Raw genomic sequence first — 20,548 nt, forward strand, 5'->3', positions numbered from 1 at the left:
CGGGCCGCCGCCGAGGCCGACTTGGCCGGCAAGGCCGCGGGGTATCGGCCCGATGAGTTGGCCGTCTACGCCAAGCGGCTGCTGGATTGGTTGCATCCCGACGGGCACTTCAGCGACGCCGAGCGGGCCCGCAAGCGCGGCATCATCCTGGGCGCCCGAGCCGTGTTCCTCGACGAGTAACTTAATGGACGAGTGACTTAATGGACGTCGCCGACCGTGGGGCCTATGGACGTAAATCGGCCGAAAATCCGTACGTAGGGCCCACACTCGACGAGTGATTCACGACCTCGCGAAGTTGGCGTCCTTCGTGACGGATTTCCTGTTCGTGCTGCGACGCTGTCGCGACGGGGTCGTCAGGCATGCGCTCTTCTTTCGATGCGCTTTCCAAAAGCATTGTCGTCCAACGTAAATAGCCGACCCGATCAGAACTTCAGATGCTGGCTGACGTCGCCGACCTGGTCGACGAACATTGTGCGGCTGTCGAACCGCCAGGCGCCGTCCACGCGGTGGAACGTGTCCTTGTAGTGCCCGGTCACGATCACCTGCAGCGGCAGGTCGGGAGTCGCCTGGGTGACGCAGTAGTACGACGTGCTGCGCGCGGTCCCCGCGGACTCGTCGATGTGCAGCTGCACATTGGTGGTGTTGTGCTTGGTCTTGGGGGTGCCGTCTTCATAGATGCGCGTGGCCATCTCGTACATCTCGCGCACCCGGGCGGCACCGGCGAACACCGTCTCCGGCGGGCCGTTCTCCACGCCGCAGATGCGGCCATGCTCGAAGAGTCGGGCGACGCCGTCCAGGTCGCCTCCGTCGAGAAGCTCGGCGTAGGTGTAGATCAGGTTGGTGATTTCTGTTGCGCTGTCACTCATGTGGACCGCCCGTCGCACCTATGTCCTCCGCTTCCGCGAACAATGGTGGCAGAACCGGTCGAATTTACATAGAACCGACCATTAGTCTTGATCGCCGTGACCGTACCTTGGACGCCGAGCCGGCTCGGCAACCTCACCGGCAAACGAGTCGTCGTGACCGGAGCGACCAACGGCGTCGGGCTCGGGACCGCCCGTGCCCTGGCCAAGGCCGGCGCCCACGTGATCCTGGCGGTGCGCAACACCGAGCTGGGCGAGCAACGCGCGACCGAGATGGGCGGCTCGACCACGGTGGCCAGGGTCGACCTCGCCGACCAGTCCTCGGTGCGCGCCTTCGCCAGTTCGATCGACGACGATGTCGACATCCTGATCAACAACGCCGGTGCCCTGACCGAACGCCGCACCGAAACGGTCGACGGATTCGAAAAGACGCTGGGCACCAACCTGCTCGGCCCGTTCGCCCTGACCAACCTGCTCCTGCCCAGGGTGCGCTCGCAGATCATCAACGTCGGCTCCGACGCGCACCGGTCCGCGACGCTGCACCTGGACGATCTTCACCTGCGCCGGCACAAGTGGACCCGGCTGGGCGCCTACGCACAGTCGAAGCTCACGGTCATGCTCTGGGGCCTCGAACTGGACCGCAGGCTGCGCGCGGCCGGGTCGCCGGTGGTCACCCAGCTGACCCACCCGGGCTGGGTCGCGTCGAACCTGTCGCAGCTCGGCGACTCCGCTCTGATGTCGATGGCGCACAAGGTGGTCAAGGTGGTGGCCGACCGGCTGGCCAACGACATCGACGAGGGCGCGGCCCCCACGCTGTACTGCATCAGCGAACCGTTGCCGCCCGGCAGTTATGTCGGGGTCAGCGGGCGGTTCGGCCTGCGCGGCGGGCCGGTGCTGATCGGCCGGTCGCCGGTCGCGTGCGACTACGACGCGGCCGCCCGCCTGGTCGCCTTCGCCGAGCACGAGACCGGCACGAAGCTGGAGGTGTAGCCATGGGGGAACTCGACGACAAGGTCGCCGTCATCACCGGTGCGGCGCGCGGCCAGGGCCGCAGTCACGCGGTGGCCTTCGCCGAACAGGGCGCCGACATCATCGCCGTGGACATCTGCACCGACATCGACGCGATTCCCTACCCGCTGGGCACCAAATCCGATCTCGACGAGACCGCGCGGCTGGTCCAAGCCGCCGGCCGCAGGGTGGCGCCCGTCGTCGCCGACGTCCGCGACCTGCCGCAACTCGAGGCCGCGGTGCAAAGCGGAATCGACGACCTCGGCGAGGTGGACATCGTCGTCGCCAACGCCGGGGTGGTGGCGATCGGTGACCCGGAGGCCCATTCCGAGCCGGTGTTCAACACGATCGTCGACACCAACCTCAAGGGCGTGTGGCACACGTTGCTGGCGACGGTGCCCTCGATCATCCGCAAGGGACAGGGCGGGTCGATCGTGCTGGTCAGCTCGTCGCAGGGGCTGACCGGCCGGGGCGGCGACGGCAGCGCGGCGATGTTCGCCTACGCCGCGTCCAAGCACGGGGTGGTCGGGTTGATGCGGTCAGCGGCCAATGCCTACGCGCCACACAAGATTCGGGTCAACTCGGTGCACCCGAGTGGCGTCATGACGCCGATGATCCTCAACGACTTCGTCGTCAACCGGATGCTGGAGAATCCCAACCCGGCCGTCTCGCAGATGCTGCTGCCCGACGTGCCGCTGGTCGAAGCGCAAGACGTGACGGAAGCGGTGCTGTGGCTGGTCGGTCCCCGGGCCCGCTACGTGACGGGCGTGTCGATACCCGTCGACGCCGGGCACATCGTGATGTAGCCCGTGATAACGCCGGGCTAGCCCCGGGCGACCTTGCCGGCCTTGATGCAGGACGTGCAGGCGTTGACGCGCTTCTTGTTGCCGCCCGGGCGGGTGACAACGTGCACGGTCTGGACGTTGGGGTCCCACCGGCGGCTGGTGCGGCGGTGGGAGTGCGACACCGACTTGCCGAAGCCGGGGCCTTTCCCGCAGATGTCGCACACAGCGGCCATGGTTCAAGCTCCTCAAATCTCGGGGGTCCGGCTCGGCGGTCTGACACGGGGCCGGGAAAGCCCGGGCCGACCCGGGCCCAACCAGGATACCGACTCCGCTGGCAACCACCAAAACGATCACCACCGCTGTCGCCCCGTCTGGCTAGGCTCAATGGGCCGGATCGCCGCGGCGGCGGGTGGTGGTCACGGGCAGCCGTCGCGCGAGTCGCCGGGCTACGCTGGCGCCCACCGGGGGCCTGGTTGTGGAGGAGGTGGCTGACACTGGGAACGTCGGAACGTCTGCTCGACGCGATCACCTTGCGGGACTGGGCGCACACCGCCGTCAGCGACCTCATCACCCACATCGACGAGATCAACCGGCTCAACGTCTTCCCGGTCGCCGACTCCGATACCGGCGCCAACATGCTGTTCACCATGCGTTCGGCGCTGGCCGAGGCCAACGCCGGGGTGAACTCCGAGGGCGGCTCGGCCTGCGTCGCCCGGGCCACCGCCGCGATGTCGGCCGGTGCGCTGAACGGCGCTCGCGGAAACTCCGGGGTGATCCTGTCGCAGATTCTGCGCGGAATCGCCGACGTTACCGCCGTCGCGGCGGCCGATTCCGGCGGTGAGCTGCCCCACATCGATGCCGCCATCCTCGCGGCGTCGTTGCGGCGCGGCGTGGACCTGGTCATCGCGTCGATGGGCGGCGAGGAGATCCCGGGGACCATCGTCTCGGTGCTGCGGGCGGCGGCCGACGCCGTCGGGGAGCGCGCCCAGGCCGGGGAGGGTCTCACCCCGGCGATCACCGCCGCCGGCGACGCCGCGGTCGTCGCGCTGGAGAAGACGACCGAGCAGCTCGACGTGCTGGCCGACGCCGGCGCCGTGGACGCCGGCGGCCGCGGCCTGCTGGTGCTGCTGGACGCCCTGCGCACCACCGTCACCGGTCAAGCCCCCGCGCGAACCGTGTACGAACTGTCGCCGCGAGCGCCCCAACCGGACGGCGCCGCCGAGCGCCCCGCGCCGCAATTCGAGGTGATGTACCGCTTGGACGGCTGCGATGCGGCCGCGGCCGACGCGCTGCGGGACCGGCTCGGGGAGCTGGGCGATTCCGTGGGCATCGCGGCCGCGACGTCGTCGGCCGAGCGTACGTACTCGGTGCACGTGCACACCGACGACGCCGGCGCCGCGGTCGAGGCCGGGCTCGCGGCGGGGCGGTTGAGCCGCATCGTGATTTCGGCGTTGAGCTCCGGCGCGGCCGGCCTGCCGGTCGGCGGCTGGACCCGGGAGAGGGCGGTGCTGGCCGTCGTCGACGGCGACGGCGCCGCCGAGCTGTTCGGCGGGGAGGGCGCCTGCGTGCTGCAGCGCGACCCGGCCGCCGGCGACCCGGTGAACATCAGCGCGCATCAGCTGATGCGCGCGGTGATCGACACCGGCGCCGCGCAGGTGATGGTGCTGCCCAACGGCTACGTGCCCGCCGAGGAGCTGGTCGCCGGGTGCACCGCGGCCATCGGCTGGGGGATCGACGTGGTGCCGATCCCGACGGCGTCGATGGTGCAGGGCCTGGCCGCGCTGGCCGTGCACGAAACCGGCCGGCAGGCGGTGGACGACGGCTACACCATGGCCCGCGCGGCCGGTGCGGCCCGGCACGCGTCGGTGCGCATCGCGACCGAAAGCGCGTTGACCTGGGCCGGCCGCTGCCAGCCGGGCGACGGGCTGGGCATCGCGGCCGACGAGGTGCTCATCGTGGCGGCCGATGTGGTCGCTGCGGCCATCGGCCTGCTGGATCTGTTGCTGGCCTCCGGTGGGGACCTGGTGACGGTGCTGGTCGGCGCCGGCATCGAATCGGAAGACGACGTCGCGGACGTGGGCGGCGTCCTGCAAAAGCACATGCACGACCATCACCCGGGCACCGAGCTGGTCACGTACCGCACCGGCCATCGCGGTGACGCGCTGTTGATCGGGGTCGAGTAGCCGTGGTGTCGCTGGGCGACCGGCTGGACTTCGTGGTGGGCGCCAAGGCCGCCGATCAGCTCGACGAGGAGTTGGGCATCCGCACCGTCGACGATCTGCTGCGGCACTACCCGCGCAGCTACACCGAGGGTGCGACCCGGTGGGGCGCCGACGACCAGCGCCCGCCGGCCGGCGAGCACATCACCATCGTCGACACGATCACCGAAACCAAGACGTGGCCGATGAAGAAGACCCCGAAGAAGGTCTGCCACCGCATCACCCTCGGTGCCGGCCGCAACAAGGTGACCGCGACGTTCTTCAACGCGAACTATCTGAAGAAGGACCTGACCGAAGGCACCAAGGTGATGCTGTCGGGGGAGGTCGGGTTCTTCAAGAACGTCATGCAGCTGACGCACCCGGCCTTCCTCATCCTCGATTCCCCGGACGGCAAGAACCGTGGCACCAGCTCGCTGAAGAACATCGCGATCGCCTCGCAGGCCACCACCGGCGAGGTGCAGATGGCGGCGTTCGAGCGGGCCTTCTTCCCGATCTATCCGGCGACCACGAAGGTGCAGAGCTGGGACGTCTTCAGGTGCGTGCGCCAGGTGCTCGACGTCCTGGATCCGGTGGACGACCCCCTGCCCGCCGACCTGTGCAGCCGCCACGGCCTGGTCTCCGAGGACCGGGCGTTGCGCGACATCCACCTGGCCGAAGACGCTTCCGCGCGGCGGCGGGCGCGGGAGCGGCTGACGTTCGACGAAGCCGTGGGGCTGCAGTGGGCGCTGGTCACCCGGCGGCACGGCGAGCTGTCGGAATCGGGCCCCCCGGCGCCCCCGCGCCCCGACGGATTGTCCGCGGAACTGTTGCGGCGCTTGCCGTTCGAGCTGACCGCCGGGCAGCGTGAGGTGCTCGACGTGTTCGCCAAGGAGCTCTCGGCCACCCGGCCGATGAACCGCCTGCTCCAGGGTGAGGTCGGATCGGGCAAGACGATCATCGCGGTGCTGGCGATGCTGCAACTGGTGGACGCGGGTTACCAGTGCGCGCTGCTGGCGCCGACGGAAGTCCTTGCCGCCCAACATCTTAGGTCCATCAACGACGTGCTCGGCCCGTTGGCGATGGCCGGTCAGCTAGGTGGAGCGGACAACGCGACCCGGGTCGCCCTGCTCACCGGTTCGATGACCGCGGCGCAGAAGAAGCAAGTCCGTGACGAGGTGGCCAGTGGCCAGGTCGGGATCGTCGTGGGCACCCACGCGCTGTTACAGGACGCGGTGGAGTTCCACAACCTGGGCATGGTGGTGGTCGACGAGCAACACCGGTTCGGGGTCGAACAGCGAGACCAGTTGCGGGCCAAGGCTCGTCGGAGGGTCACCCCGCACCTGCTGGTGATGACGGCGACGCCGATACCGCGCACGGTCGCGCTGACCGTCTACGGTGACCTGGAAACCTCCACACTGCGCGAACTGCCGCGTGGCCGCCAGCCGATCACCAGCAACGTCATCTTCGTCAGGGAGAAGCCCGCGTGGCTCGAGCGGGCCTGGCAGCGCATCACCGAAGAGGTCGCCGCCGGTCGGCAGGCCTATGTGGTGGCGCCCCGGATCGACGAGACCGACGAGCCGGAGAAACAGGAGCAGCAGGCGAGACCGTCGGAAACCGCCGAAGGACTCTACGCGCGGCTGCGTGCGGGCGAGCTGGCGAACGTGCGCCTGGCACTGATGCACGGGCGGTTGTCCGCCGAGGAGAAGGACGCCGCGATGGCGGCGTTTCGCGCCGGCGAGACCGATGTGCTCGTGTGCACCACGGTGATCGAGGTGGGCGTCGACGTCCCGAACGCCACGGTGATGCTGGTGATGGATGCCGACCGCTTCGGCATCAGCCAGCTGCATCAGCTGCGCGGCCGCATCGGCCGCGGCCAGCACCCGAGTTTGTGCCTGCTGGCCACCTGGGTCGCGCCGGGGTCGCCGGCGGGCCGGCGGCTCTCCGCCGTGGCCGCGACCCAGGACGGGTTCGCGCTCGCCGACCTGGACCTCAAGGAGCGTCGGGAGGGAGACGTCTTGGGCCGCAACCAGTCCGGTCGCGCGATCAATCTGCGCTTGCTCTCGCTGGCCGACCACCGCGACGTCATCGAGGCCGCGCGTGACTTCTGCGTCCGAAGCTACGACGAAAATCCGGCCAGCCCCGAATTGGCTTTGCTGGCAGCGCCTTTCGTCACCACCGACCGGATCGAATACCTGGATAAGTCGTGACCGCCAGCGACGATGCAGTGGGGGTACCGCCCGCTTGCGGGGGACGAAGCGATGAGGTGGGGGCACCACCCGCTTGCGGGGGAGTGGGGGCACCTCCCACTTGTGGGGGACGGCGCTGGTGAATCGCAAGGTGCTGCTGTGGTTGTCCGCGACCGCGGCGCTCGCCCTGCTGGTGGCCTACCAGACGGTCGGGTCCTCGACGGCCAGGCACGCGGACGAATACGCCGCGCGCGCCGACGTTCCGACGGTGCAGCCGGGCACCGACGTGCTCGCGGGTATCGCGGTGCTGCCGCTTCGGGCGCACCGGTACGACTACCGCCGCGCGGCGTTCGGCGACGCGTGGGACGACGACAACGACGCCCCGCTGGGCCACAACGGATGCGACACCCGCGACGACATCCTCAACCGCGACCTCATCGACAAGACCTACGTGTCGACCAAACGGTGTCCGGACGCGGTGGCCACCGGCACCCTGCACGACCCGTACACCAACAAGACGATTGCGTTCCAGCGCGGCGCCAGGGTAGGCGAGGCGGTGCAGATCGACCACATCGTCCCGCTGGCCTACGCCTGGGACATGGGCGCCTACAACTGGCCCGACGGGCAGCGGCTGCGGTTCGCCAACGATCCGGCCAATCTGGTGGCGGTCGACGGACAGGCGAATCAGGACAAGGGCGATGCGCCGCCGGCGCAGTGGATGCCGCCGAACGCCGCGTTCGCCTGCCAATACGCGATGCAGTTCATCGCCGTGCTGCGCGGCTACGCGCTGCCGGTGGATCAGGCGTCGACGGGCGTGCTACGCCAGGCGGCGGCCACCTGCCCGGCGGGATAGCTCAGGCGCCCTCGAACGTGTTGGGATCCGGGCGCAGCCGGGTGCCGTCGTTGAGCCCGTTGATCGCGTCCATGTGCTCGGCGGCCAACTCGAAGTCGAACACGTCGAGGTTGCCGGAGATGTGCTCCGGGTTGGCCGACCGGAAGACCACCGCGTTGCCCAACTGCAGGTTCCACCGGAGCAACACCTGAGCCGGCGTCTTGCCGTATTCGCCGGCGACCGAGGTCACCGTCGGGTTGTCCGTCAGCTTGCCGAGCGCCAGCGGCGTATAGGCCTGGGTGACGACGTTGTGCTCCGCGTTGGTCTTGCGTACGTCGGCCTGGTTGAGCAGCGGGTGCAGTTCGACCTGGTTGACCGCCGGGGTGACGAAGGTCAGGTCGATGACATCGGTGACATGCTGCTCGGTGAAGTTCGAAACGCCGATCGAGCGCGCGAGCCCGTTTCCGCGGCATTGGATCAGGCCGCCGAAGGAGTTCACGTACTCACCGCGCGACGGCACGGGCCAGTGGATCAGGTAGAGGTCGACGTAATCCAGGCCGAGCCGCTCCAGGCTTTCCTTGCAGGCCTCCTCGGACCGGAGGAACCCGTGGTCGGCGGCGGCCAGCTTGGTGGTGACGAAGAGCTCGGCCCGCGGGATCCCGGAGGCCGCGATGGCGCGGCCGACTGCGGCCTCGTTGCCGTAGGCCGAGGCGGTGTCGATCAGCCGGCAGCCCATCTCCAGCGCCGCGGAGACCGCGCGTTCCGTCTCGTCCTCGGACAAGTCGGCGACACCCAAGCCCAGCACCGGCATCGTGTTTTCGTCATTAAGAGCTATCGAGGGCACGGCAGCGCCCGACTCGCCAGCCAATGTCATTCACCTGCCTGTGGAATTGAAGGTTCGTGGGCCCAACCGGGCGCCGTCATCGAGCGAGGAGATCGACGCCATTCCATCGGCGCCGAATTCGAGGCGCTGAGTTCGAAATGGAACACGTCGGAGCTGCTCGCAATCCGTGAGGGGGTTACCGGTTTGGGGATCACGATATTACCGAGCTGGAAAATACCACCTCAGCAACACCGGGCCGGGGGCGGTGATTCGGAACCCGGTCTTCTTTTTGGGATATTCGTCACCACGTAGAGTTGGTCGCACGGCACACCGGGGGGCCACCCGCCCAGCCCGTACCGGACGCGCAGCGCGGCACCGACCGCACCTGCTCGGTGGCCGCCGAAGACCGGAAGAGTCCGAGACGAGGGCGCGGAACGAGCAACCGTCCGTCGTCGAGCGTCGCCACGTTGGATGCACAGGGAGTGCCCATGACCAAGAGCGTGCCCGCGCCGGACCTGCATCTTGGCGTCAAACACGCGCCCATGCGCCTGACCAGCCGCATGCAGGGCGCGGTCTCCACGATCGGTGTCAAGGTCATTCCGTGGATCCCGGCCCCGGCCAAGCGCGCGCTGTTCGGTGGCCGCTCGGTGACCATCGACGGCAACACGCTGGACGCCACGCTTCAGCTGATGCTCTCCGGGTTGCGCGCCGTCGGCATCGACGGCCTGGTGGTCGACGACGACGCAAGCGCGTCCCGCGCTCAGATGCGCCAGATGCTGCTGGAGCTGCCCGGGCCGCAGATCCACGTCGACGTCCGTGACCTGTCCCTGCCCGGACCCGCGGGTGAGATCCCGGCCCGGCACTACCGGCCCCCCAACGGCGCGTCCGCACCCCTGCTGGTCTTCTACCACGGCGGTGGGTGGTCGATCGGCGACCTGGACTCCTACGACGCCCTGTGCCGGTTGACCTGCCGCGACGCCGGCATTCACGTGTTGTCCATCGACTACCGGCTGGCCCCCGAGCATCCGGCCCCGGCCGCCGTCGAGGACGCCTACGCCGCCTTCAGGTGGGCATACGACCACGCCGGGGAACTCGGCGCCGCGCCCGGTCGCGTCGCGGTCGGCGGCGACAGCGCGGGCGGCAACCTGGCGGCCGTCGTCTGCCAACAGGCGCGCGACGAGGGCGCGCCCGCCCCAGTGCTGCAGTGGCTGATCTACCCGCGGACCGATTTCACCTCGCAGACCCGTTCCCTGGGCCTGTTCGCCCGCGGCTTCGTGCTGACCAAACGCGACATCGATTGGTTCGAGTCTCAGTACCTGCGCGGCTCGGGCGTCGACCGGGCCGACCCCCGGGTATCGCCACTGCTGGCCGAGTCGCTGGCCGGGCTGGCGCCGGCCCTGATCGCGGTCGCCGGGTTCGACCCGCTGCGCGACGAAGGGGAGAGCTACGCGGCGGCGCTGCGGGCCGCCGGGACGGCGGTCGATCTGCGGTGCATGGGGTCGCTGACCCACGGCTTCATCAACTTGTTCCAGCTCGGCGGTGGCAGCGCCGCCGCGACCACGGAGCTGATCTCGGCTTTGCGGGCCCACCTGAGCCGGGTCTGATCTGTTGCGCGTTCGGCGCCGGTAATCTAGAGGCGCCCACGAAGACCACCCGATTACCGAAGGATCGCGCAACTGTGGCCGACAAATCCAAACCGCGCTTTGACATGAAGGCGGCCGACGGTAAATCGGGCCGACTCGTGCAGATCGGCGGGACCGCCGTCGTCGTCATCTTCCTGGTCGCGCTGGTCTCCTACATCGTGGTCACACACCACAAGAAGACCGCCGCCATCGGCGCCGGCGACACCGTGCGGGTGACGTCGAGCAAGCTGGTCACCCAGCCCGGGACCAGCAACCCCAAGGCCGTGGTCACCTTCTACGAGGACTTCCTCTGCCCGGCCTGCGGCAACTTCGAGCGGACCTTCGGGCCGACGGTGTCCAGGCTGATCGACGTCGGCGCCATCGCGGCCGACTACTCCATGGTGTCGATCCTCGACAACGCCAGGAACCAGAACTACTCGTCGCGGGCGGGCGCCGCGGCGCTCTGCGTGGCCGACGAGTCGCTCGACGCGTTCCGCCGGTTCCACACCGCGCTGTACACCACCGACCTGCAGCCCAGCGAGCGCGGCAGCAGCTTCCCGGACAACGCCCGGCTGATCGAGATCGCCCGCGAGGCCGGCGCCGCGGGCAAGGTGCCCGACTGCATCAACAGCGGCAAGTACATCGCCAAGGTCACCGGCGAGGCTGCGGCCGCGAAGATCAACGCCACGCCGACCATCAAGATCAACGGCGACGACTACGACCCGTCCACCCCCGACGCGCTGGTCGCCAAGGTCAAGAGCATCGTGGGCGACGTGCCCGGCATCGACGGCGCCACCGCCCCTCCGGCCACCTGATCGCCCGGTGTCGACCCAAACCGCCGATCTGACGGCGGAATCGCGTCAGCAAGCGCCCGTCCCGGCGCCCAGCGCGTGGTGGGTGCTGATCGCCGGCGTGATCGGCCTGGCCGCCTCGGCGACGCTGACGGTGGAGAAGATCGACCTGCTGCTCAACCCGGCGTACGTGCCGACGTGCAACTTCAACCCGGTCCTGTCGTGCGGCTCGGTGATGGTCACCCCGCAGGCATCGGTGCTGGGCTTCCCCAACCCGTTGCTCGGCCTGGTGGCCTTCACCGTGGTGGTCGTTACCGGGCTGCTGGCGATGGCGAAAGTGCCGTTACCGCAATGGTATTGGATCGGTTTGACGATCGGGCTGCTGCTCGGCGCGGTGTTCGTGCACTGGTTGATCTACGAGAGCCTGTACACGATCGGCGCGTTGTGCCCGTACTGCATGGTCGTCTGGGCGGCCACCGTCACGCTGCTGGTGGTCGTCGCGTCGATCGTGTGGCGTCCGGCGCTGCTGAGCCGGGGACGCGGTGTGGCGTGGGTGTTGTATCAGTGGCGGTGGTCCATCGTCGCGCTGTGGTTCACCACGGTGTTCCTCCTGATCATGGCCCGGTTCTGGGACTATTGGTCGACGCTCCTGTAAGTGTTGGCGCGTGACCCGCATCATCGGCGGCGTGGCCGGCGGCCGGCGCATCGCCGTCCCGCCCCGCGGGACCAGGCCGACCACCGACCGCGTGCGTGAGTCGCTTTTCAACATCCTGACCGCGCGGGACGACCTGAGCGGCGCGGCGGTGCTGGATCTCTACGCCGGTTCGGGCGCACTGGGATTGGAGGCGCTGTCGCGGGGGGCCGCCTCGGCGCTGTTCGTGGAGTCCGACCCGCGCAGCGCGGCCGTCATCGCGCGCAACATCGACACCCTGGGGCTGGCCGGCGCGACGGTGCGCCGCGGTACGGTCGCCACCGTCCTGGCCGCCGGGACCGCGAATCCGATCGACGTCGTCCTCGCCGACCCGCCCTACGACGTCGCGGCCGCCGAGGTGGAGGCCGTCTTGGCGGCGTTGGTCACCCACGGCTGGGCGAAACCCGGAACCGTCGCGGTGGTGGAGCGCGCGGCGAGCGGCGCGCCGCTGACCTGGCCGGTCGGCTGGTCGGTGCGGCCGCCGCGCGTGTACGGCGACACCCGGTTGGAGATGGCCGAGCGAGGGTGAGGCCGGCGTGTAGCGTCTTCCGTCATGGGCGCCGCTCCTCCTCATCACTGCGTTCTGCATCGTCGTCGGCGCGCGTCATGAGCGGCGCGGTGTGCCCGGGATCGTTTGACCCGGTGACGTTGGGCCACATCGACGTCTTCGAACGGGCGTCGGTCCAGTTCGACGAGGTGGTGGTGGCGATCCTGACCAACCCCGCGAAGAAGGGCATGTTCGATCTCGACGAGCGGATCGCCATGATCAACGAGTCGACGACCCATCTGCCCAACCTGCGCGTCGAGGCCGGGCAGGGTCTGGTGGTCGACTTCGTCAGGTCGCGGGGGATGACCGCCATCGTGAAGGGCCTGCGCACCGGCACCGACTTCGAGTACGAGCTACAGATGGCGCAGATGAACAAGCACATCGCCGGTGTCGACACCTTTTTCGTCGCGACGACGCCGCGGTATTCGTTTGTCTCGTCGTCGTTGGCCAAGGAGGTCGCGACGTTCGGCGGCGACGTGTCCGAGCTACTGCCGGAACCGGTCAACCGGCGACTGCGCGAAAAGCTCGCCGGCCGCCCTTAAATCGTTGCGCCGCAAGTCATCAGCGCGCGGCTATCTTTGCGACCGCGGCGCCTTGCCCCAGTTCTTCGGTCGGTTGGTGGTCGGGCTCGCGCGCAACGGATTTGGCACCGCTAGTGACACGCGTGTTCGTGCCCGCCGTCGGGCGAGCCGCCCATCATCCGCGCCATCGGAATTCCGCCCGTCATGACGAACCGGATGACCAGCATGGCCGCGACGGCGAGGAAGGCGATATTCAGCCAGGTCGTGTAGTTCCACGAAACCGCCGCTTCCATGACGGTGGCGTTGCGCTGCTTCGGAATGAGATGCGTTGCACCGAAGATAATTTCGACCAGATAGCCGGCGGCGACCATCGCCGCGTAAAAGGTGCCCAGCAGCGTCAGCATCATCTTGGTGCCGTAGTACTTGCGGTAGATATTGAGGATCGGCAGGATCAGCAGGTCGGCGTAGATGAACGCGATCACACCGCCGAAACTGATGCCTCCGTTCCACAGCACTGCGGCCAGCGGGACGTTGCCAATCGAGCAGACGAACGACACGATCGCCACGATCGGTCCCACGAGCGGGCCCCATATGGTCGACCAGGTCGGGTGGTCGGCGAAAAAGAAGACCTGCCAGAACTTTTCGGGCACCCACGCCGCGATGGCGCCCGCGATCAACAAGCCCAGCACCAGGTCGCGCAGAATCGCCAACCACTCCATCACGAACACGTGGGCGACGGAAGTGAAGCCCTCCCCGGAGAAGAGGCGCTGCGCGAACGAACCCTGCTTCTTGATGGACATGTCCATGGCGGCATGGCCTTCCATCGAGCCGGCGATCCCGCGGTCGGCCTGCTCACGGGCGGCATCGACGAGCCGCGAGCGCACGAACAGGCGGAACAGGACGGCGAGGACCACGATCATCAACGGGCCGCCGACGAACTCCGCAGCAGTGAACTGCCAGCCCATCAGCAGCGCCAGGATGATGCCCAGTTCGACCACCAGGTTGGTGGAACCGATCTCGAACGCCATCGCGGCGGTGAAGTTGGCGCCCTTGCGCACGAGTGACCGGGCCAACGCCACCGCGGCGTACGAGCACGACGACGACGCCGCGCCGAGGCCGGCGGCCAGCGCCAGGGTTCGCGGCCGGTCGTCGCCCAGCAGCCCAACGATCGTCGAGCGCCGGACGACCGCCTGCACCACCGCCGAAAGGGCGAACCCCACGATCAAGGCCCACAGAATTTCCCACGTCATCGATCCCGCCACCGCCAAGGCGTGTCCGATCGCTGATAGCACGAGTGCTCGATCCTCCCCTTCGGTGGTTCCCGGTCCAAACTATACCCCGCAGGGGTATCCGTCAACGGCGCAAAGCGTCCTGGCCAGGGCGGGGGGCGGCCGCGATCCCTAGAATGGCCGCAGCAGGCGCCATCAACCTTGGCGGCGCGGACGGGCGTTTCGATGGGATCTACGCGGGACTGCGGCATCGCTGCGGGTGGAGTGGCGCTTCTCGTCGTCGACGAGGTCAAATGTCCGACACACCGGCCCGCCACCGCTGTCACAAAGGCAACACCAGGCACACTGGTAACAACAAGATTTTTGCAGACGCCAGGAGGAAATGGCCGTGTACCGAGTCTTTGAAGCGCTCGATGAATTGAGCGCCATCGTTGAAGAAGCGCGCGGCGTTCCGATGACGGCCGGCTGCGTGGTCCCCCGCGGTGACGTGCTGGAACTGATCGACGACATCAAGGACGCGATCCCCGGAGAGCTGGACGACGCCCAGGATGTCCTCGACGCGCGTGACTCGATGCTGCAGGACGCCAAGTCGCACGCCGACTCCATGGTGTCCTCGGCGACCACCGAATCCGAGTCGATGCTCAACCACGCCCGCGCGGAGGCGGACCGGCTGCTGTCCGACGCAAAAGCGCAGGCAGACCGCATGGTAAGCGAGGCTCGCCAGCACAGCGAGCGGATGGTCGGTGAGGCTCGCGAGGAAGCGATGCGCATCGCCACGGCGGCGAAACGCGAGTACGAGGCCAGCGTCGGCCGTGCCCAGGCCGAGGCCGACCGGCTGCTGGAGAACGGCAACATCTCCTACGAGAAAGCCGTCCAAGAGGGCATCAAGGAGCAGCAGCGCCTGGTGTCGCAGAACAGCGTGGTGGAGGCGGCCAACGCCGAGGCCACTCGTCTCATCGACTCGGCGCACGCCGAGGCCGACCGGCTGCGCGGCGAGTGCGACATCTACGTCGACAACAAGCTCGCCGAGTTCGAGGAGTTCCTCAACGGCACGCTGCGCTCCGTCGGGCGCGGACGTCACCAGCTGCGGACGGCGGCCGGCACGCACGACTACGCGGTGCGCTAACCCCTGCGGGGCGGCCGTGCCCTGGCATTATGCGGCGCGCGCCGTAGGATTTCTCCTATGACGCGGCAGCACAGCACCACCTCCCAGCGCCGTCTGAACTCGCCGATGTCGATCGACATCACCAGGCTCGGGCGGCGCCCGGGCGCGATGGTGACCTTGCGGAAGACCGTGCCCAGCCCGTCGCGCATCGGGCTGGACATGATCGCGATCGCGCGGGACGCCCCGTTGGATCTGGACCTGCAGATTCAGTCCGTCTCCGAAGGCGTGTTGGTGACCGGGACGGTGGACGCGCCCACGGTCGGCGAATGCTCCCGGTGCCTGACGCCGGTCAACGGTCGGGTACAGGTCAGTCTGACCGAGTTGTTCGCCTATCCCGACAGCACGACCGAGGCGACCACCGAGGAGGACGAGGTCGGTCACATCGTCGACGACACCATCGACCTCGAGCAGTCGATCGTCGACGCCGTAGGGCTGGAGCTGCCGTTCGCACCCCTGTGCACGCCCGACTGCCCGGGGCTGTGTCCCGAATGCGGGGTCGCCCTGGCGGCCGAGCCCGGCCATCGGCACGACCGCATCGACCCGCGGTGGGCCAAGCTGGCCGGCATGTTTCCCGAGCCCGACGCGGGTGAGCAATGACGTCACGCCAGGATCTGCTCGATGCGCTCGGGGTCGAACTGCCCGACGAGCTGCTCACGCTGGCGTTGACGCATCGCAGCTATGCCTACGAGCACGGCGGCCTGCCCACCAACGAACGCCTCGAATTTCTCGGCGACGCCGTGCTGGGTCTGACCATCACCGACGAGCTCTACCACCGGCACCCCGACCGCTCCGAAGGTGACCTCGCCAAGCTGCGGGCCAGCGTCGTCAACACCCAGGCGCTGGCCGACGTCGCCCGCAAGCTGACCCCGGACGGCCTGGGCGTTCACCTGTTTCTCGGTCGCGGGGAAGCCAACACCGGTGGCGCCGACAAATCGAGCATCCTCGCCGACGGGATGGAATCGCTGCTGGGCGCCATCTATCTGCAGCACGGGATCGACACCGCCCGCGAAGTGATCCTGCGACTGTTCGGCGGCTTGCTGGACGCGGCGCCGACGCTGGGCGCCGGGCTGGACTGGAAGACCAGCCTGCAGGAGCTGACCGCCGCCCGGGGCATGGGCGCGCCGTCCTACGTCGTCACCTCCACCGGCCCGGACCACGACAAGGAATTCACCGCGGTCGTCGTCGTGATGGACACCGAATACGGGTCCGGCGTGGGGCGCTCCAAGAAGGAGGCCGAGCAGAAGGCCGCGGCCGCCACCTGGAAAGCCCTCGAAGAGTTGGACACCGCCGGGAAGACGTCCGTCTGAATGGTGCTGACCCACCCCCGCAAGCGGGAGGTACCCCCAGCGCCCGGCTTCGCCGCGCTGCGATCATCGCGGGTCGATGGTGCTGACCCGCCGCGCCCGGCTTCGCCGCGCTTGCGATCATCGCGGGTCAATGGTGCTGACCCGCCGCGCCCGGCTTCGCCGCGCTTGCGATCATCACTAAATGCCTGAACTGCCCGAAGTCGAGGTCGTGCGCCGCGGCTTGCAGACCCGGGTCGCCGGCAGAACGATCACGGCCGTTCGGGTGCATCACCCGCGCGCGGTGCGCCGCCACGAGGCCGGTCCGGCCGACCTCACCGCCCGGTTGCTCGACGCGCGCATTACGGGCACCGATCGGCGCGGCAAGTACCTATGGCTGCTGCTCGACGGCCCACAGGTCCCGGACACCGCGCTCGTCGTGCACCTCGGCATGAGCGGGCAGATGCTGCTGGGTGAGGTGCCCCGCGCCGACCACGTGCGCATCTCCGCGCTGCTCGACGACGGGACCGTGCTGAGCTTCGCCGACCAGCGCACTTTCGGCGGCTGGATGCTCGCCGACCTGGTGAGCGTGGACGGGAGCGTGGTGCCGGCCCCCGTCGCGCACCTGGCGCGCGACCCGCTGGATCCCCTCTTCGACCGCGACGCCGTCGTGAACGTCTTGCGGCGCAAGCACTCCGAGATCAAGCGGCAGCTCCTCGACCAGACCGTCGTGTCGGGCATCGGCAACATCTACGCCGACGAGGCGCTATGGCGCGCCAAGGTCAACGGGGCCCGCATCGCGGCCACGCTGAGCCGTCCCCGGCTGGGCGCGGTCCTGGACGCCGCGGCCGACGTGATGCGCGACGCGCTGGCGCAGGGCGGGACGTCGTTCGACTCGCTGTACATCAACGTCAACGGCGAATCCGGCTACTTCGACCGGTCGCTGGACGCCTACGGCCGCGAGGGACAGAACTGCAGGCGTTGCGGCGCGGTGATGCGCCGGGAGAAGTTCATGAACCGGTCGTCGTTCTACTGTCCGAGATGCCAGCCGCGGCCGCGCCTTTGAGTGTGCGAGCAGGGCTTTGCGCGTGCGGCCACGGTGGCGACACGCCGAGGGATGCCACCCGGGGCGCACGCTCGATGCGCGCCGGCCGGGCGTTTGCAAGAAAGGCTAGAAAGGTGAGGTTATCCTCACCTGGCGTCGTTATCCTGGGTGGCATGGTGAACCGATGGCGCCGGGTCGGCTAGTGCGGAGCTCACTTGAATCGGATTCGCCGACCGTGCTGGCCCAGCTCGCGCCGGGCCAGCGGGCGAGGATCCTGGGCGTGGCGCCGGCGGCTTCTGCCGTGGTGGCGGGCCGGCTGCGGCAACTTGGCTTCCGGCCGGCGTCGGACGTCGAGGTCATCCGGCGGGCGCCGATGGGCGACCCGACCATCTACCGCGTGCAGGACACCGAGCTGTGCCTGCGCCGCCGCGAGGCGCGGCTGATCCAAGTCGACCCGGGGAGCGTCGCATGACGTCCTGCCATGAGGAAGGCGCCGCGGTCGCGGTCGCCGGTGTGGCACGCGTCGCGCTGGTGGGCAGCCCCAACGCGGGCAAGACGTCGGTGTTCAACCACCTCACCGGGCTACGCGCCAAGACCGGCAACTATCCGGGCGTCACCGTCGGGCGCAGGGTCGGCATCACGAAAATGGACGGCGTCGAGATCGCCGTGGAGGATCTGCCGGGCACCTACAGCTTGGAGCCCATCAGCCCAGACGAACAGGTGGTGGCCGACCTGCTGGCCGGCAACGTCGCCGACGCCGGCCGTCCCGACGCGATCGTTCTGGTGGCCGACGCCACCACGCTGCACCGCTCCATCATGCTGGTGGCCCAGGTGATGCGGCTTGACGTCCCGTGCCTGTTGGCGTTGACCATGACCGATGAGTTGACCGCGCGCGGCGGTCGCATCGACGCGGACGCCTTGTCGACCGCGCTGGGCATCCCGGTGCTCCCGGTCATCGCGCACCGCGGCGGGGGCATCGACACCCTGCGCGCGCGGCTGGTGTCCTTCGACCGGTGGCAGCGGCCCCCGATCCTGCCGCCGGGCGACGACGACGGCATCGACGCCTGGGGTAAGTCGGTCCTGCGTGCGGCCAAATACGTTGCGCCGCAGCCCGATCAACGCACCCGCGGCATCGACAGGATCGTGCTGCACCCGCTGTGGGGAACCGTCATCTTCTTCGCGGTGATGTTCTGCTTCTTCCAGGTCGTCTTCACCATCGCCGCGCCGCTGCAGGACCGCGTCAGCCAGGGCCTCGGTTGGCTCGGCACGCTGGTCAGCGACCACGTCGGCAACTACGTCGTGCGGGGTCTGCTCGGCCAAGGACTCATCGGCGGCGTGGGGACGGTGCTGCAGTTCATCCCGCAGATCGTGTTGCTGTTCTTGCTGATTGCGCTGCTGGAGAACGTCGGTTACATGGCGCGGGCGGCATTCCTGATGGACCGGGTAATGGCCACCACCGGGCTGGAGGGTCGCGCCTTCGTCGCGATGCTCTCGTCGTTCGCCTGCGCCATCCCGGGGATCATGGCCACCCGGACGCTGCCGTCGTCGCGCGACCGAATCGCCACCATCATCACGGCGCCGTTGATGACCTGCTCCGCGCGGCTCCCCGTCTTCACCCTGCTGGTCGGGCTGCTGGTTTCGCCGCAGGCCCAGTGGTGGGGGTTCAGCGCGCAGGGTGTGGCGATGTTCCTGCTGTACCTGTGTGGGGGCACCTCGGCGCTGATCGCCGCGTCGTTGTTCAAGTCGACGATCCTGCGCAGCGATCTGCTGCCGTTCACGATGGAGCTTCCGCCGTACCGTTTCCCGTCCCTCAAGAACGTGCTCATCACCATGTGGGATTCGGCGAAAGTGTTCCTGCGCAAGGCCGGGACCATCATCCTGGGCACCTCCGTGGTGCTCTGGGTGCTGCTCAATCTGCCGGCGCGCCAAGCCGAGACCGCGCACATGTCGCCGACGGAGACCACCGCCTACGTGATGGACCACAGCTACGCCGCCGACGTCGGGAAGGCGATCGGGCCGGTGTTCAAGCCGCTCGGTTTCGATTGGCGCATCAACGTCGCGCTGCTCGGTTCCACCTCGGCGCGTGAGGTTTTCGTGTCCACCCTTGGCCAGGTTTCGGCGGCGACGAATCCCGACGACCCACACGAGGCCCTGGTCGCGATGAGCGACGACGGCGGCCACAGGGTGTTCACCGCGCCAACCGTCATCGCGCTGATGGTGTACTTCATCTTCGCTTTGCAATGCATGTCCACCGTCGCGGTGATGCGCCGCGAGACCAACTCGTGGCGGTGGCCCGCGTTCGCGTGGTCCTACATGTTCGTGCTGGCCTGGACGATGGCGTTCGCGGCCCGCTCGATCGCGGTCGGTGTCGGCGCATGATCCCCATCCACGCCACGGCGACCGCGGACCCGCGTCAGCTGCGCTGGGTGGTCCCACCCGACCGGCTGCCGGCGCGCGGCACCGTCCTGCGCGCCCCCGGCCGGCTCGGCGCCCTGCTGGACGACGGGGTAATCACCGAGCTCGTGGTCGGCGCCGGCGACGTCCTGATCACGATCGGCGCCGGGGGTAGCTGGCGTGAACTGGGAGATGACGTCCGCGAGGCGCTCGGTGCGGCCCTGCTGGAACCGCAGGGCTGGACGGTCGACGAGTCGTCGGGCCCGGATCTGGAATCCGTTGCCGCGGAACTGCTTGCCGGGCCCGTGGGCGCCCTGGCCACCTCGCACGGCGGGTCGATCGAGCTGGTCTCGGTGACCGGCCACACCGTGACGGTGCGGATGGTCGGCGCGTGCGACGGATGCCCGGCCGCGTCGTCGACGCTGCGGGATGTCTTCGAGCGTGAGCTGCGCCAACGGGTCGGTCAGCACGTGGTTGTGTCATGCGAAAACAATTCGGCCGCAATCTCATTGGGTAAGAAGCTGTTGTCGCTGATCGTCCGCTGAAGACTCGAGCCTCGACGTCG

The 20,548-nt window shown here is 68.7% G+C and carries 21 protein-coding genes and 1 pseudogene; 18 read left to right on the plus strand and 4 right to left on the minus strand.

Annotation, left to right across the window (positions count from 1 at the left end):
* Positions 1 to 153 (plus strand): annotated as a pseudogene (locus tag BRW65_RS25815) (DUF222 domain-containing protein); the annotation flags it as partial.
* Positions 154 to 422: 269 nt separating this feature from the next.
* Here BRW65_RS25815 and BRW65_RS25820 read toward each other — a convergent pair.
* On the minus strand, positions 423 to 866 hold the full coding sequence (locus BRW65_RS25820; protein ID WP_073879524.1) for a nuclear transport factor 2 family protein: 444 nt from the start codon (positions 864 to 866) through the stop codon (positions 423 to 425).
* Between the two features lie 96 nt (positions 867 to 962).
* Here BRW65_RS25820 and BRW65_RS25825 point away from each other — a divergent pair, with 96 nt between their 5' ends.
* Together BRW65_RS25825 and BRW65_RS25830 are read left to right on the plus strand one after the other, a co-directional pair.
* Positions 963 to 1,853, plus strand: a complete 891-nt coding sequence (locus tag BRW65_RS25825; RefSeq protein ID WP_073879614.1) for an SDR family NAD(P)-dependent oxidoreductase — start codon at positions 963 to 965, stop codon at positions 1,851 to 1,853.
* A 2-nt stretch (positions 1,854 to 1,855) separates the two neighbouring features.
* The gene (locus tag BRW65_RS25830; protein WP_073879526.1) at positions 1,856 to 2,677 is read left to right on the plus strand and encodes a mycofactocin-coupled SDR family oxidoreductase; all 822 of its coding nucleotides are present in this window, start codon (positions 1,856 to 1,858) and stop codon (positions 2,675 to 2,677) included.
* A gap of 17 nt (positions 2,678 to 2,694) precedes the next feature.
* On the opposite strand, the gene rpmB is transcribed toward BRW65_RS25830, so the two are convergent.
* Positions 2,695 to 2,889 (minus strand): 50S ribosomal protein L28, encoded by a 195-nt coding sequence (rpmB, locus tag BRW65_RS25835; protein ID WP_073879528.1) that lies wholly within the window; start codon positions 2,887 to 2,889, stop codon positions 2,695 to 2,697.
* Positions 2,890 to 3,150: 261 nt separating this feature from the next.
* Here rpmB and BRW65_RS25840 point away from each other — a divergent pair, with 261 nt between their 5' ends.
* From BRW65_RS25840 to BRW65_RS25850, 3 genes are all read left to right on the plus strand, one after another.
* Complete coding sequence (locus BRW65_RS25840; RefSeq protein WP_073879616.1) at positions 3,151 to 4,839, plus strand: DAK2 domain-containing protein; 1,689 nt, start codon at positions 3,151 to 3,153, stop codon at positions 4,837 to 4,839.
* Between the two features lie 2 nt (positions 4,840 to 4,841).
* Positions 4,842 to 7,061, plus strand: a complete 2,220-nt coding sequence (gene recG, locus BRW65_RS25845) for an ATP-dependent DNA helicase RecG (protein WP_073879530.1) — start codon at positions 4,842 to 4,844, stop codon at positions 7,059 to 7,061.
* 118 nt (positions 7,062 to 7,179) lie between these two features.
* Positions 7,180 to 7,893: an HNH endonuclease family protein gene (locus BRW65_RS25850; RefSeq protein ID WP_073879532.1), complete on the plus strand. Its 714-nt coding sequence runs from the start codon at positions 7,180 to 7,182 to the stop codon at positions 7,891 to 7,893.
* A gap of 1 nt (position 7,894) precedes the next feature.
* On the opposite strand, the gene BRW65_RS25855 is transcribed toward BRW65_RS25850, so the two are convergent.
* On the minus strand, positions 7,895 to 8,740 hold the full coding sequence (locus BRW65_RS25855) for an aldo/keto reductase (RefSeq protein WP_139273238.1): 846 nt from the start codon (positions 8,738 to 8,740) through the stop codon (positions 7,895 to 7,897).
* 443 nt (positions 8,741 to 9,183) lie between these two features.
* Here BRW65_RS25855 and BRW65_RS25860 point away from each other — a divergent pair, with 443 nt between their 5' ends.
* The 5 genes from BRW65_RS25860 to coaD all read left to right on the plus strand — a co-directional run bounded on the left by BRW65_RS25860 (position 9,184) and on the right by coaD (position 12,888).
* A complete protein-coding gene (locus BRW65_RS25860; RefSeq protein WP_073879536.1) occupies positions 9,184 to 10,299 on the plus strand; it encodes an alpha/beta hydrolase in 1,116 nt (371 codons plus the stop codon).
* Between the two features lie 74 nt (positions 10,300 to 10,373).
* Positions 10,374 to 11,132, plus strand: coding sequence for a DsbA family protein (locus BRW65_RS25865; protein ID WP_073879538.1), 759 nt, complete (start codon positions 10,374 to 10,376; stop codon positions 11,130 to 11,132).
* Between the two features lie 7 nt (positions 11,133 to 11,139).
* On the plus strand, positions 11,140 to 11,763 hold the full coding sequence (locus tag BRW65_RS25870; protein WP_073879540.1) for a vitamin K epoxide reductase family protein: 624 nt from the start codon (positions 11,140 to 11,142) through the stop codon (positions 11,761 to 11,763).
* Positions 11,764 to 11,773: 10 nt separating this feature from the next.
* Entirely contained in the window at positions 11,774 to 12,328 is a 555-nt protein-coding gene (gene rsmD, locus BRW65_RS25875; RefSeq protein ID WP_073879542.1) for a 16S rRNA (guanine(966)-N(2))-methyltransferase RsmD, read from the plus strand.
* A 77-nt stretch (positions 12,329 to 12,405) separates the two neighbouring features.
* Complete coding sequence (coaD, locus tag BRW65_RS25880; RefSeq protein ID WP_073879544.1) at positions 12,406 to 12,888, plus strand: pantetheine-phosphate adenylyltransferase; 483 nt, start codon at positions 12,406 to 12,408, stop codon at positions 12,886 to 12,888.
* A 110-nt stretch (positions 12,889 to 12,998) separates the two neighbouring features.
* On the opposite strand, the gene BRW65_RS25885 is transcribed toward coaD, so the two are convergent.
* On the minus strand, positions 12,999 to 14,159 hold the full coding sequence (locus BRW65_RS25885; RefSeq protein ID WP_073879546.1) for a permease: 1,161 nt from the start codon (positions 14,157 to 14,159) through the stop codon (positions 12,999 to 13,001).
* 325 nt (positions 14,160 to 14,484) lie between these two features.
* Here BRW65_RS25885 and sepIVA point away from each other — a divergent pair, with 325 nt between their 5' ends.
* The 7 genes from sepIVA (at position 14,485) to BRW65_RS25925 (ending at position 20,528) form a co-directional block, all read left to right on the plus strand.
* A complete protein-coding gene (sepIVA, locus tag BRW65_RS25890) occupies positions 14,485 to 15,222 on the plus strand; it encodes a cell division protein SepIVA (protein WP_068079496.1) in 738 nt (245 codons plus the stop codon).
* A 57-nt stretch (positions 15,223 to 15,279) separates the two neighbouring features.
* The gene (locus tag BRW65_RS25895) at positions 15,280 to 15,858 is read left to right on the plus strand and encodes a YceD family protein (protein ID WP_208611928.1); all 579 of its coding nucleotides are present in this window, start codon (positions 15,280 to 15,282) and stop codon (positions 15,856 to 15,858) included.
* Complete coding sequence (gene rnc / locus BRW65_RS25900) at positions 15,855 to 16,568, plus strand: ribonuclease III (protein ID WP_073879548.1); 714 nt, start codon at positions 15,855 to 15,857, stop codon at positions 16,566 to 16,568. The genes BRW65_RS25895 and rnc overlap by 4 nt, the downstream gene beginning before the upstream one ends.
* A gap of 181 nt (positions 16,569 to 16,749) precedes the next feature.
* On the plus strand, positions 16,750 to 17,610 hold the full coding sequence (mutM, locus tag BRW65_RS25910) for a DNA-formamidopyrimidine glycosylase (protein WP_073879552.1): 861 nt from the start codon (positions 16,750 to 16,752) through the stop codon (positions 17,608 to 17,610).
* 181 nt (positions 17,611 to 17,791) lie between these two features.
* On the plus strand, positions 17,792 to 18,061 hold the full coding sequence (locus BRW65_RS25915) for a FeoA family protein (RefSeq protein ID WP_244168210.1): 270 nt from the start codon (positions 17,792 to 17,794) through the stop codon (positions 18,059 to 18,061).
* Complete coding sequence (feoB, locus tag BRW65_RS25920) at positions 18,058 to 19,968, plus strand: ferrous iron transporter B (protein ID WP_073879554.1); 1,911 nt, start codon at positions 18,058 to 18,060, stop codon at positions 19,966 to 19,968. Before BRW65_RS25915 ends, feoB begins: the two co-directional genes overlap by 4 nt.
* A complete protein-coding gene (locus BRW65_RS25925; protein ID WP_073879556.1) occupies positions 19,965 to 20,528 on the plus strand; it encodes a NifU family protein in 564 nt (187 codons plus the stop codon). The genes feoB and BRW65_RS25925 overlap by 4 nt, the downstream gene beginning before the upstream one ends.
* Positions 20,529 to 20,548 lie beyond the last annotated feature (20 nt).

The sequence above is a fragment of the Mycobacterium paraffinicum genome (genome assembly GCF_001907675.1).
Taxonomy (GTDB): domain Bacteria; phylum Actinomycetota; class Actinomycetes; order Mycobacteriales; family Mycobacteriaceae; genus Mycobacterium; species Mycobacterium paraffinicum_A.